Annotated in this window: 12 protein-coding genes; 3 read left to right on the top strand and 9 right to left on the bottom strand. The window is 59.0% G+C overall.

Features of this window, described 5'->3' with window-relative positions; genetic code table 11:
* Positions 1 to 4 precede the first annotated feature (4 nt).
* From HFGMBDPB_RS28305 to HFGMBDPB_RS28320, 4 genes are read right to left on the bottom strand one after another with little or no spacing between them, the layout of a single operon-like run.
* Positions 5 to 697 (bottom strand): response regulator, encoded by a 693-nt coding sequence (locus HFGMBDPB_RS28305; protein WP_016447062.1) that lies wholly within the window; start codon positions 695 to 697, stop codon positions 5 to 7.
* A gap of 47 nt (positions 698 to 744) precedes the next feature.
* Positions 745 to 3,678, bottom strand: a complete 2,934-nt coding sequence (locus tag HFGMBDPB_RS28310; protein WP_212646725.1) for an ATP-binding protein — start codon at positions 3,676 to 3,678, stop codon at positions 745 to 747.
* Positions 3,679 to 3,703: 25 nt separating this feature from the next.
* Complete coding sequence (locus HFGMBDPB_RS28315) at positions 3,704 to 4,876, bottom strand: EAL domain-containing protein (protein ID WP_212646726.1); 1,173 nt, start codon at positions 4,874 to 4,876, stop codon at positions 3,704 to 3,706.
* Between the two features lie 19 nt (positions 4,877 to 4,895).
* Positions 4,896 to 5,552 (bottom strand): response regulator, encoded by a 657-nt coding sequence (locus HFGMBDPB_RS28320; RefSeq protein ID WP_016447065.1) that lies wholly within the window; start codon positions 5,550 to 5,552, stop codon positions 4,896 to 4,898.
* Between the two features lie 348 nt (positions 5,553 to 5,900).
* Between HFGMBDPB_RS28320 and gloA the strand changes: the two genes are divergently transcribed.
* Positions 5,901 to 6,350: a lactoylglutathione lyase gene (gene gloA / locus HFGMBDPB_RS28325; protein WP_026062330.1), complete on the top strand. Its 450-nt coding sequence runs from the start codon at positions 5,901 to 5,903 to the stop codon at positions 6,348 to 6,350.
* A 94-nt stretch (positions 6,351 to 6,444) separates the two neighbouring features.
* Here gloA and HFGMBDPB_RS28330 read toward each other — a convergent pair whose 3' ends face one another.
* Complete coding sequence (locus HFGMBDPB_RS28330) at positions 6,445 to 6,969, bottom strand: OmpA family protein (protein ID WP_016447067.1); 525 nt, start codon at positions 6,967 to 6,969, stop codon at positions 6,445 to 6,447.
* Between the two features lie 238 nt (positions 6,970 to 7,207).
* Here HFGMBDPB_RS28330 and HFGMBDPB_RS28335 point away from each other — a divergent pair, with 238 nt between their 5' ends.
* Both HFGMBDPB_RS28335 and HFGMBDPB_RS28340 read left to right on the top strand, forming a co-directional pair.
* The gene (locus HFGMBDPB_RS28335; protein ID WP_034348165.1) at positions 7,208 to 7,831 is read left to right on the top strand and encodes a gamma-glutamylcyclotransferase; all 624 of its coding nucleotides are present in this window, start codon (positions 7,208 to 7,210) and stop codon (positions 7,829 to 7,831) included.
* A gap of 150 nt (positions 7,832 to 7,981) precedes the next feature.
* Entirely contained in the window at positions 7,982 to 8,593 is a 612-nt protein-coding gene (locus tag HFGMBDPB_RS28340; protein ID WP_046240174.1) for a superoxide dismutase family protein, read from the top strand.
* A 21-nt stretch (positions 8,594 to 8,614) separates the two neighbouring features.
* Here the strand turns inward: HFGMBDPB_RS28340 and HFGMBDPB_RS28345 are convergent, their stop codons facing one another.
* From HFGMBDPB_RS28345 to HFGMBDPB_RS28360, 4 genes are read right to left on the bottom strand one after another with little or no spacing between them, the layout of a single operon-like run.
* Complete coding sequence (locus HFGMBDPB_RS28345) at positions 8,615 to 9,391, bottom strand: SRPBCC family protein (RefSeq protein WP_151019512.1); 777 nt, start codon at positions 9,389 to 9,391, stop codon at positions 8,615 to 8,617.
* Entirely contained in the window at positions 9,381 to 9,887 is a 507-nt protein-coding gene (locus HFGMBDPB_RS28350; RefSeq protein WP_046985490.1) for a (2Fe-2S)-binding protein, read from the bottom strand. Before HFGMBDPB_RS28350 ends, HFGMBDPB_RS28345 begins: the two co-directional genes overlap by 11 nt.
* Positions 9,884 to 10,780, bottom strand: coding sequence for an FAD binding domain-containing protein (locus HFGMBDPB_RS28355; RefSeq protein WP_016447072.1), 897 nt, complete (start codon positions 10,778 to 10,780; stop codon positions 9,884 to 9,886). The genes HFGMBDPB_RS28350 and HFGMBDPB_RS28355 overlap by 4 nt, the downstream gene beginning before the upstream one ends.
* A complete protein-coding gene (locus tag HFGMBDPB_RS28360; RefSeq protein ID WP_126311409.1) occupies positions 10,773 to 13,067 on the bottom strand; it encodes a xanthine dehydrogenase family protein molybdopterin-binding subunit in 2,295 nt (764 codons plus the stop codon). Before HFGMBDPB_RS28360 ends, HFGMBDPB_RS28355 begins: the two co-directional genes overlap by 8 nt.
* Position 13,068: the final 1 nt, after the last annotated feature.

The raw sequence follows: 13,068 nt of genomic DNA on the forward strand, positions 1-13,068 counted from the left end.
TGCATCATTGAGATCTCGATGATGTCACCCACCCACATTCCAAGGCATATTTCATAAGGTCTATGTCTCGCTCTATGCCGAGCTTTTGCATGGCCTTGACTTTTTGCGTGCTGATGGTCTTCTTGCTCCTGTTGAGCTTGGCTGCAATTTCATCAATGCGCAGGCCAGCAGCGTACAACCGGACTACCTCGGACTCCTTGGGGCTCAGCTCAGCAGGTACTCTTCTTTCCCCCTGCACTCCGCCCAACCCGCCTGCACCACCTCTTTCCAGCCGCTCGGCGATGGCTGGCGAAAAATAAACTCCGCCAGTGAATGCCGCGTGGATCGCGGGAACAAGATGCAGCACCGGATCGGCCTTGCTGACAATACTGATGTTCGAGACACGACCCAGAGCCTGCAGTATTGCCGAGTTATCCAGCATGGTCAGGACCACCAGACCCAATTTTGGGAATCTTCTCGATATATATCCGAATAGATGCAGTCCATCTCCATATTGCCCGGTCGGCATGGAGTAATCGGATACAAGCACATCAAAACCTCCCTCTTCCAGTTTTTTAATCAGATCGGTTGAATTTGAAACACTCCCATTCAATGCAATTTCTGACTCACCAGACAATTCATGCCTGACACCTGATATTATCCCAGGATGATCGTCCGCCAACAATACGGATATTTTCAGGTATTTTTTATAGTCCATGGCGCGTAAATATGAATAACCTGACACCAGCCGGCTTTCAACCTTTCTCACAAATCTTTCAGAACGTCCATGAAATTCACGAGCTCCCCATCGACCGCTCGAAAATCTCGCGCATTGACAAGAGAAGAAATCATATCAAGCGCCTGGACTATGTCATTGAACCCTGCCACTGCAAATGCCCCCTTCATGGCATGAATTTCCCTATGCACAGCCACGAGATCTCTTTTTTCCAAGGATTTCTTCAAGGAGATCAAGGATGCTTGTGTTGTTGAGACAAGAATGTCACGGTAGCCAGAAATCTTGCTTGTTCTTGCCGGCAATGCATCCACTTGGCAAACCCCGGACTTGCCGATATTTCTATCAATGAATTCCTTGATGCTTTTCAGGGAGGCTGGTTTGACGATGATGTCAGATATGCCGAATTTGGCACATTTATCCCTTTCATGCTTGCCTGCGTTTGCCGTTATTGCCCCCACTCTAATCCCGGGGTAATCCTTACGGATGTGCTGTGCAAGCACATAACCGTTCATGCCGGGCATCTGCAGGTCGGTTAGAACCAGGTCATAGGCCAGCTGTGCCAGCATGCTCAAGGCAGATTCCCCTCCTTCTGCAGAATCGGCCTCATACCCAATGATCCTCAGCTGATCCAGCAACAGCATTCTGTTAACAGGGTGGTCATCCACCACCAGAATCCTTGCCGAGAAATCCTCTCGCTCGTCCTCCGAAAGCAGGACATCGCCATCCTCCCAAGCGACAGCGGATGATGCGGGCTGCGCATGGTATGCGGGCAGCACCAGCTCGAAAATGCTGCCTTTTCCAAGGACACTTGAAAACCGGATCTCCCCTCCCATGAGGTGGGCCATCCGCTGGCACAGCGTCAGCCCAAGTCCGGTTCCTCCAAACTTCGTGGCGATTTCCGAGCCGGCCTGCTTGAACGCATCGAAGATGAACGCATGCTGCGAATGATGAATACCTATTCCAGTATCGGATACCTTGATGTTCAGCTCGCCGGATCTGTCGGATGCATATACCTCTATTTTTCCACTCTTGGTGAACTTCAAGGCATTGCTGAGAAGATTGTTGAGTATTTGCTTGATGCGCTCAGCATCGCCAAGATATCCAGACTTCAGCGAATCATCGATGGTCAGGGAAAATTCAATTTTTGCCTCTGTCACCAAGGGTTTATAGATGGATGCCACCTGCCTGATCACAGACTTGAGATCGAATCCGGCCATCTCGACACTCATCTGACCAGACTCGACCTTCGAGAAATCGAGGACATCATTCAACAGAGACAAAAGAGAATGTGAGGAATTCGAAATGATGTCCAGCCGTGTTTTCTGCTCCATGGACAGAATGCTTCTTCCCAGTATTTCCAGATTCCCCAGTATCGCATTGAGTGGAGTGCGTATCTCGTGGCTCATTACGGCGAGAAAAGATGATTTTTCATGGTTTGCCTCTTCCGCAGCCTTCTTTGCATCCTCCAGGCTTCTTTGGACCTGCTTGTGAGCCGTGATATCGGCAAACCCGCACAACAGCACGTTCCGACCTTGGTATTTTGCCTTCACCATGATCATGGACAGCTCTGCAATGGTTCCATCGTTGGAAATCACCACCTCGCTGGACACGGGCACATAGTCACTTTTCCCGCCACCAAGATATTTCTCCACATAAACTCTGTGGAAATAGCCGATCAATAGCTCTCCAGGGACCGGGCCACGCAGTACTGCACTCTCCTTGTATTTGAACATCATGCTGTTCTCCAACAGCATCTTTTTCTCCTTGAAATCAAGAAGACCAAGTCCGTAAGGAGCCATGGCAATGATGGTTCGACTCAGCTGCTCGGTATCGAAAACATTCTTTGCCTTTTCATAGATTGGAATAAATACCTTTTCGTAGAAATATATCAAAAAGCACCAGAACAAGACAATGAATATCAACGAAAGAATCAAATATACGAACGATTTTCCCTTTAGAAAAACCGCATCCTTCCACGAAAACACGTGGAGCAGAATCATGTTTGTATTCGATATCCTGGAGTAGTAATGAAAAAAACCATCCTTGTATACAGCACCATACTTGAACAGAAGATAGCGACTCACCAGGTTGCCTTGGAATTTCGATGATTCAATATCAAAGAAATCCGCTTTGCTGTAGCCCTCTGGTTCAACACCCAGGGCAACGCTTCCCTGGGAGTCCATGATCAGAAAGGAACTTCTATCCTCACCTTGCTGCATCAGATTCTCAATATGCTGGGTAGGCATGTCACTCACCACGGTGAGAAATGGCTTACCCCTATGGAATGCAGAAACAACAACCTGGAACGACATTTCACCCGTCAGAATACTTTTGGTCGGGGGAAGCCAAATGGGGTGGCGCACTTGTCCGGAATGAAGTGGAACGCCTTTGTCTTTCGGCAGCCCGGCAATCTGTTGCTGAAGCTCCAAGAGCATCCGTTCCCGCTCAGGCTCATCTGGAATCTGAGGCAGGAGAGCACCGATGAACCCGCCATCCGGACTGAAGGCATATACAGATATGGCTCTTCCATCCTGAAGAAAACTCGAGTTTGCCAGGTATGCAAGCTCCTCCAGCATATCCCTGTATCGCCTGCATGCAGGCTTGTCGCCCTTATCCTCGAGCAAAACCACCGGACTCACACCCGTGATCATAGCGCCCGGCCTGCCAACTCCCGCCGGTTGCGATATATGCGCTTGCCCCCAAAGCAATTCTGATGCGATTATTCCACGCATCATGATGACCTGCTTTGTTTCTATCTCCACCAGAATTCTAGTTCTCTTGTTCTGAAAAATTGACCTTCTTTCCTCCATGAAATCATTGAACTCGAACGATGCCGCAAATAACGCGACAATGATCACAAGGAAAGAAAAGATCAGCCCCCCACCAAAAAGCAGTCTCTTGTTATATCTGGCCAGAAGCAGAAGATCTTCCTTTTCTGCAATTTCTTTTTTATGGATTTCCATCTGGACATCGATATACAGCCATTGCTCAGGCCAATGATCGCCTCATGTAGTCGATAAAATCTTTGCAGGAAAGTGCTCTGGAATACAAGAATCCCTGGGCGACATCGGCATCCATCCTCCTGATCATTCCCAGATCATCAACGTCCTCCACTCCCTCAACAACCACCTGTGCCCGAACATCTTTCGCAAGCGACACCGCTTTGCTCAGCACTCTCTTTGCATGGGCCTGGTTTCTTGCAGCATGCAGCAAAGCCTTGTCAATCTTGATCTGGTTGAAAGGAACGCTAAGCAGGCGCCCTAGGGTCGAGCCGCCCACGCCAAAGTCATCCATTGCGCACTGAAAGCCACTCATTCGTAAATTCGCAATGACACCGCCCAGGGACTTGTCGAGATCATCCGCCCCATCTTCCGTCACCTCAAAACCGATATTTTCAGGGGAGACACCTGCATCCCTGATCACGCGCAATGCCGAATCCATCCACTCCCAGGATGCCGCCAGGGAGGCGGATACATTGATGCTGCAGATGAACTGCCCTGAAGGTGCTGCCGATTTGATGAAAGAGATGGACTGCAGGAGCATTTGGAGAGTGAGCTCATGCATCAATCCATGGTCTCCGATGGCCTTCATGAACGCAGCAGGTGGCAACAGTTCCGTGGCCGAAATAGGCCACCGGGCCAAGGCTTCCGCCCCGATGATCCTGCCCGAGCCTGCATGATGCAAGGGTTGAAAATGGGCAACGATTTCGCCGCTGTGCAAAGCGTTCATCAACCTTGCTCTCGGGATCCGCAAGATCGTCCTGGGCTGACCCTCCGTCTTGGTCCGCCCCAGGATACGCAGCAGGAAATCCCCGTTGACCGGCACCTCTCTTGCCATTCTGGAGCGAGATATTGCACAGACGATGTTGAGTGCCAGGCTCCGGGCATAGTCAGCGACCGCATGGAATATTCTTGGTTCGCAGCTGCTGACAAGGATGATGGGGACATCCACTTCAGACAGTGCCAGATCATTGAGGAACCTCATCAGCTTTTCGCCGATGAAATCCATATCCACAAAGGCCGCATCCGCATTGGATTTCTTCAGTTCCGCCAGAAGCTCATCCGTATTGCTGATCCATTGAATGCCGTGAAAAATTCCTTGCTGTTTGCAACATTGCTGTATCCAATATGGGGCCATCGGATCGTTTGTGCCAACGATCATTCTTTTGCCATGACCGGGACTATTTTCTGGCATCAATCCATCCCATCTCTATTCCATAGCGAATGAGGTCAATGTCCTTGCGGATGCCCAGTTTATTCATGACCGCCACCTTGTGCGTACTGACCGTCTTGATGCTGCGATAGAGTTTTTTCGCTATTTCAGACACTGTCATTCCAGAAATGAAAAGCAGCAGAACTTCCTCTTCACGCTTTGACAGTTCTATCGATGTTCGTACCGCCCCGAGCCATTCGCCGCCAAGCAGTTTGCTTGCGCTCGGCGAAATGAATTGACCATCTGTGTATGCCGCATAGATCGCCGGCACCAGGCTCCCCAAAGAATCTGTTTTATGGACTATCCTGTAGATCCCCTGATTGGCAAGCGACTTGATGATCCCAATATTCTCAATCATTGTCAGCATCACGATCTTGACGCCGGGAAATCGTCGCCGGATGACATTCAGCATGACCAGGCCGTCGCCATAGGTTCCGCCGGGCATTGAATAATCAGTCACCAGCACATCGCATTCGTTCTGCCTGAGAAAATTGATGATTTCCGTGGAGTTTTTCGCTCGACCCACAATCTCTATCTCATTTTTTTCCTCCAAAACACTTTCTATGCCTGCCAGAACTGCCGGATGGTCATCGGCAATCAGTATCCGCAAGACGAAATTTTTCATGACTCAAAAAATTAGCAAGAAGAACATTCCTATTCTAGGCAGTGGCGCACTAGGATTTAATTGGATTAATCTGATTTTTCCACTTCAAAATCTAAGATTTGTCTGATTTTTTGGCCCAATTGCTGCGAATTCGGGCGTCAGTCCTAGGTAGCACTCCTAGAATTCAACAGATAGTTGAATCGGTGGTTGAATGCGTTGCAGGCCAAGCATCCGGACCACGCGGGAGTCTGTGGATGAGATGCACGCGCCCGGGCAGGAGCCCGCGACCGATGCCGCGGTGGGGCTGAAGCGACCTCACCCCATGGCCGAGCGCGTGAAGAGACCGCCAAATCCCGGCACAATCCGTGGATGCGAATCCTTCACACCATGCTGCGCGTTGGCAATTTCCAGCGTTCCATCGATTTCTACACACAGGTTCTTGGCATGCAGCTGCTGCGAACCTCAGAGAACCCCGAGTACAAGTACTCGCTGGCCTTCCTGGGCTTCGAGGGCGGCAACCCTGGCCAGGCCGAGATCGAGCTGACCTACAACTGGGGTACGGAGTCCTACGACATGGGCACGGCCTACGGCCATATCGCCATTGGCGTGCCTGATGCCTATGCCGCCTGCGAGAAGATCAAGGCGTCCGGCGGCAACGTGACGCGCGAGGCCGGCCCCGTCAAGGGCGGCACCACGGTGATTGCCTTTGTGACGGATCCGGACGGCTACAAGATAGAACTCATACAGGAGAACTCACGCGCCCATGCCGGCGTGCAGCCAGCTGGCGGCGAGAAGTTCGATCCCCTGCGCAATTCCTGATCCACGCAGCCCCAAAAACAAAGGCCCGGAGCGTTCATCGCTCCGGGCCTTTGTTTTTAGCTGCGGCTGCTGCCAGCCGCGCTGCTGATCCGGTTCAATCCACCAGGATCACTTCCACCCGGCGGGCCTGGGCATTGCTGCCATCGGCCTGCAGTTGTTCGGGCTTCTTGAGTTCGACCTTTTCCTCGGCCACGCCCAGTGCCGACAGGGCAGCCTGGACTGCCAGGGCGCGCTTCTTGGCCAGTTCGGCGTTGAGTTCGGCGCTGCCGGTGGCGTCGTGGTATCCAGAGATCACGGCGCGCTTGCCGCCCTGCACACCAGCCACCACATCGGCCAGCGCTTCATTGGCGCCAGCCGCCAGCTCGGCCTTGGCCGATGCGAAGTAGAACTTGACCACGCCGTTTTCAACAACGACACGCGCCACGTCTTCCTCCAGGACCACAGGCGCCATCGCCGGCACAGGTGTGGCGCCGGTTGTCGTCTTTGCAGGACCATGCGCAATACCGCGCTGGTAGACCACGACACCCACGACCGTGGAGACGACGAGCGCAATCAGCGCAAACAAAAAGCCCAGGGCAAAACGTTGTTGGCTGTCGTCGTCGGATTGACTGAAGGACATGAAGCACTCTCCGTGAATGAACTGTTGAAGGAAACCAGAAAGACTGCGAAAAACCGGCCGATTGTAGAGGGCCGCCGCCAACGGCCCTGCGCACCGCCCAAGCCCCGTGATGCCACCCGGCACGAACTGTGGCGCCGCAGAGACAAAAGACCGGCCGTGCAAGTGCAACGCAGGCGCTTGTGCACCGTTTGGGCCGACAGGCGTTAAAACGTCATTGTTCCTTCACGCCACAGCGCCCATGTCCGCCCTGCCAGAATTCTCATTTGCCCGCCGAGAGTCCCAGCCCATGCTGGACGAGGCGCTGCACCGATGGGGCGGAAGCGACGACCTCTGGATCTTTGGCTACGGCTCGCTGATCTGGCGGCCGGATTTCGATTTCTGCGAACGCCGCACGGCCCGTGTCTTTGGCTGGCACCGGGCGCTGAAGATGTGGAGCACCATCAACCGCGGCACGCCCCAGAATCCTGGATTGGTCTTTGGCATGCTGTCCGGCGGCAGTTGCCAGGGCATGGTGTTCCGCATTCCCCGGCACCACGGCCATGACGTCATGAGAAAGCTGTGGCAGCGCGAGATGGCCAATGCCGTCTATGACCCCCGCTGGCTGCCCTGCCGCACCGGCCAGGGCACGGTCCAGGCCCTGGCGTTCACGCTGTCCCGGCAAAGCCCCAATCACACGGGCGAGCTGGCGCCCGAAGACTATCGCCGCATCTTCAGCGAGGCCAAGGGCATCTATGGCAGCACGCATGACTATGCGCGCGCAACCTTCGATGAACTAAAGCGCCTCGGCATCCGGGACCGCGCCTTGCAGCGCCTGCTCAGCTACGCGGGCCAGCCTGAAGCGGGTGCGCAAGCCTCGCGCTGACGCTTTGATGCGATTGATACGCTGATGCGCGCAGGCGCACAACGCTGCCCTCTCCGACATATCCACCGTATTGCACGCTGCAAGATGGCGGCTGCGCGCAATGCGCCTCACAACTTTTCCAGCACGGATATCAACCAGGAGATTGCCACCATGCGTTTGAACGCTTCCCCATCCACCCCGTCCACCGCCGTGAAGCTGCTGATGGCAGCCGGGATGGTGCTGGCCCTTGGGGCCTGCGGCAGCCAGGCCAAGCCTCCTGCCACAGCCGCGGCGTCCACCCCGGCAGCCGTCACCGCAGCCCCTGCCGCCCGCAACGTGGCCATGGCCCAGCTGCAGCCCACGCAAGGCAGCAAGGTCAGCGGCAGCCTGCAGTTCACTGCCCAGGCCGATGGCAGCGTGCGCGTTCAGGGCTCGGTTCAGGGGCTGGCGCCCAACAGCGAGCATGGCTTTCATGTCCATGAGAAAGGCGATTGCTCCAGCCCTGATGGCCTGAGCGCGGGCGGCCATTTCAACCCCACCGGCCACGCCCATGGCCGCTTCGATTCCGCTGTCCACCACGCAGGGGATCTGCCCAGTCTGCGGTCAGATGCGCAAGGCATGGCCAGCATAGATTTCGTTTCGCGCGGCCTGGCACTGGATCAGAGTCCCAACAGCGTGGTGGGCCGCGGCCTGATCGTGCACAAGGACCCTGACGACTACACCACGCAGCCCACCGGCAATTCCGGGGCGCGCCTGGCCTGTGCGGTGATCACGCGCGGATGATGTGCTCGGCCGGGTCTGCGTTCAGCGCAGGCAGTCGCGCAGCCACGCCGCGCACTGCTCGGCGCGCGCGCCCGGCCATTGGACGCTGACCGTGGTATCGCCACGGCGCAGCTCGACATGAATGGTGTCGGCAGCGCCCGCGCTGCCCTCTCCGCTCAAGCTGCCGATTAGCCGCCCCCACCAGCCACGGCCCCGCAGGTCTTGGGCCGTGGAGGAGAGCTCCGAAGCTGGCGCTGGTGCTGGCGAATTCCGGGCTTGCACCACCGTTTCCCCGGCTGGCTCGGAGGCCGGCGCGGGCGCGACAGGTGCAGGCGCCTGCATGGTCGCCTTGCCCGCAGCGGGCTCCCCTCCCCCGCCTTCGAGCCGCGCGGCCAGATTGTTACCAAACTCCTCCCATATTCGGTCGGCCTTGGTCTTCATCACGCTCAGGCCGAAGGCGCCCAGACGGCCCAGCAGGTCCACGTCGATCTTGATGCGCAGCTCGGTGCCTCCGTCCGGCGTGGCGCTCAGGAAGATTTCACTGCGCTGCTTGAGCGAGCTGGCCACCGAGGTGTCTTCTCCCGTTCCTTCCACGCGCAGATACTCGGGAGCGCGTTGCTCGACGATGCGTGTGCGCAGCTTGAATCTGGCGCTGATGAAGGAGATCTTCTGGTGCATCACCGCCACGTATTCGGTGGGGCTGACCACTTCGATGGACTGCATGCCCGGCACGGCACCTCCCATGACCTGGGGATCGAGCAACAAGGCCCATACCCGCTCTCGCGAGGCCGAAACAGTCAGGGTTTTCTCAATTTCCATGCATTTTCTCCGCGGCCACAAGGACCGATTCCACGATCTGGGTGTAGCCCGTGCAACGGCACAGGTTGCCGTTGAGGCCATGGCGAACTTCGTCCGCGCCGGGAAGGGGGTTGCGCCCCAGCAGATCGCAGGCGGCCATGATGAAGCCCGGTGTGCAGTAGCCGCACTGCAGGCCGCCGCATTGCATGAAGCTTTGCTGCAGCGGGTGCAGGCGTTGTGAGGGGTCTGCGCCCGCATCCCCAGCAATACGGTCGGCCAGGCCTTCGATGGTGGTGAGCGCGCGGCCCTGGACCTGCACGGCCAGCAGCAGGCAGGACTTCACCACTTCGCCATCCAGCAGCACCGAGCAGGCGCCGCACACGCCCGTCTCGCAGCCGCGCTTGGTGCCCGTCAGGTGCAGGTCATCACGCAGAAAATCCGACAGCAGCCGGCGCGCAGGCACGTCCACGCTGCAGGGCTCGCCGTTGACGGTGCATTCGATGCGATGTCGGCTCATGCCAGCTCTCCTTGTTCCAGTGCCAGGTCCAGGCCAAACAGTTCGGCCACGGTGCGCCGCACGTTGACGCGCACCATTTCTCGGCGGAAATCCGCCGAGCCGCGCAGGTCCGAAACCGGTGTGATGTCGGCCGCGACGATGTCACCCGCCTCGGCCGCCAAGGCCCAGGTGAGGGCACGGCCTTCAAGAAAGCCCTCGGCGCGCCGCTGGCGCACGGGTATGGGCGTAGAGGCGCCCACGACGAGACGCGCGTCGCGGCAGATGCCCCCGGCGGTGTGCGCCACCAGGGCCACGCTGGCCAGCGGCCGGTGTTCGGCCGCTGTGCGCAGAAAGCGCGTGTACACACCGCTGCGCCGGTCGTCTCCTTGCCCCATGGGCGGCACGCGGATCTCGCTGACGATCTCGTCGCCTTCCAGCGCCGTGGCGTAGTAGTCGACCAGGAAGTCCTCGATGTCCAACAGGCGCTCGCCTCTTGCGCTGGCCAGCACGATCTGGGCGCCCAATGCCATCAGGCAGCCGGGCGGGTCGGTGGAGGGGTCGGCATAGCAGAGATTGCCACCCACCGTGCCCTGATTGCGCACCTGCGGGTTGGCCATGCGCTGCGCCATGCCGGCCAGGACAGGATAGTGATGCGACACCAGCGGCGAGGCCGCCAGTTCGGCATGGCGCACCAGGGCGCCGATACGCAGGCCACGCACCGGGTCGAAGTCCAGGCCGCGCAACGCATCGATGCCAGCCAGCGAGACCAGGTGCGTGGGCGCGAGCATGCGCTGGCGCATGCCCAGCATCAAGGCCGTGCCGCCGGCGATCACGCGGCAGTCCTCGCCCAGTTCGGCCAGCAACCGGCTGGCCTCCGCCACCGAGGTGGGCTCCAGGAAGTCGAAGTCATGCATGACGGCCCTCCTCGGCGCGTGCGTGCAGCGCCGCCAGGATTTTTTCGGGCGTGATCGGCAGATCGCATATGCGCACGCCGATGGCGTCGTACACGGCGTTGGCGATGGCAGGCGCTCCCGGCAGGATGGCGGTTTCGCTGGCCCCTTTGGCGCCATAGGGGCCGTTGGGGTCGTTGGACTCGACAAAGCCGCCGCGCAGCAAGGGCACGGCGTCGGCCGTTGGCATGGTGTAGTCGGCGAAGTTGCCGTTGGCCAGGCGCCCGCCTTCCAGGTGCAGTTGCTCGTAAAGGGCCCAGCCCATGGCCTGGACGGTGGCCCCGTTGGTCTGCCCATGGATGGCGACGGGGTTCAGCGCCTTGCCGCAGTCGTCGGCCACATAGCTGTCAAGCACCCGGACCTGGCCGGTTTCCGTATCGACCTCGACCTCCACTGCCTGGGCCGCGAAGGAATAGGCCGGCGCGATGTTGCCGTGCAACTGGGCGTCGTGCATCTGCGTCTGGGCATCCCAGGTGTGGCTGACCTGTATGCCCTCGCCGCCATGGCGCCAGATGTGCTGGCGTGCGAGCTCGGCCATGCCTGCCGCACGGTCGGTGCCGCGCACGCGCACCTGACCATCGGCCAGCTCCAGGTCGTCGACCTGCGCCTCCAGCACGACGGCGGCCAGGGCCAGCAGCTTGCTGCGGACCGCCTGCGCGGCACCTATGGCGGCATTGCCTGCAGCCATGGTCACGCGCGAGGCCAGCGAGCCTATGGCGAAGGGCGTGCTGTCCGTGTCGGGTGCGGCCACGCGGACCTGCGACAACGGCAGCGTGAGTTCATGGGCGACGATCTGGCTGAGCATGGTGGCCGCGCCCTGGCCCATGTCGCACTCGCCACTGAGCACAAGCACCTGGCCATCCTCATGGATGCGCACCACCACGGTGGAGCCGTCCCAGTTGCCCATGGTGCGGTTGCCGCTGACATGCATGGCCGCGGCCATGCCCACGCCCCTGCGGCGGGCGCCAAGGGCCTGGCGGGGGCGGGCGCGCTTGCCGCGCCAGTCGATGGCATCGGTGGCCTGGTCTATGCACTCCTTGAGGCCGGCGCTGCCGATCTTCCAGCCATGCACTGTCACGTCGCCGGCTTGCACTGCATTGAGCTTGTGGACTTCGGCCGGATCCAGCCCCAGCTGCTCGGCCATGATGTGAATGTGGCTGTTGAGCGCGAACAGCATCTGCGTACCGCCAAAGCCGCGGAACGCGCCGTGCGGCGGGTTGTTGGTATAGACCAGGGTGGCGTGCGATCGGACGTTGCCCTGCCTGTGCATGTTGTCGCTGCGCATGGCACTGACGTGCATGACCTCGGCCGACAGACCCGCATAGGCACCGCACTCGGCAACGATGTGCACCTGCTTGGCGAGGATGCGGCCATCGCGCGCCATGCCCAGCTTGAGCGTGATGCGCTCGGGGACGCTGGAGCAGCAGGCCAGGAAGTCCTCCAGCCGGTTGTTGACCAGGCGCACGGGCCGCCCGGTGCGCAGGGCCAGCAGGCCCGCCACGAGCTGGTTGTCGTCCTCGACGATCTTGCCGCCAAAGCCGCCGCCCGTGGTGGCCTGCACCACGCGGATGGCGGACACCGGCAGCTCCAGCGCCGCCGCCAGCCGGGCACGCGCCAGGAAAACCGACTGCGTGGAGGTCTGTACCAACAGGCGGCCATCGGCGTCGATGGAGGCCAGGGTGGCCATGGGTTCCAGGTAGCCCGGGTACTGCGCATGCGTGGTGTACGTGGCTTCGTGAACCAGATCAGCTGCGGCGAATCCGGCATCGGCATCGCCGCGCTCGAAGCGGATCTCGTGGGCGATGTTGCCCCGGCCCGGATGAACGCCGGGCGCTTCTTCATCCAGGGCTTCCTCGGGCGACAGGATGGCGGGCAGTTCTTCGTACTCGACCTCGATCAGGTCCAGCGCATCGCGGGCGATCTCTTCTGTGGCGGCAGCCACGGCTGCCACCTCTTCCCCCGCAAAGCGCACCAGGCCGTCGGCCAGGATGCGCCGCTCCTTGTGGCTCACGCCCCAGGGCGTGCGCGGTGCATCTGCCCCGGTCAGCACGGCTTTCACACCGGGCAGCGCACGCGCTGCAGCAATGTCGATGCGCACGATGCGCGCATGCGGATAGGGGCTGCGCAACAGCTTGGCATGCAGCATGCCCGGCAGCTTGAGGTCGCCCGCGTACTGGGCACGACCTAGTACCTTGGACAGCGCCGTGACCTGGGCCGTCTCGCGGCCCAGCGTGGAATTCGAGGTATTCATG

The organism is Delftia sp. PE138 (assembly GCF_018320755.1).
Lineage (GTDB): Bacteria > Pseudomonadota > Gammaproteobacteria > Burkholderiales > Burkholderiaceae_C > Comamonas > Comamonas tsuruhatensis.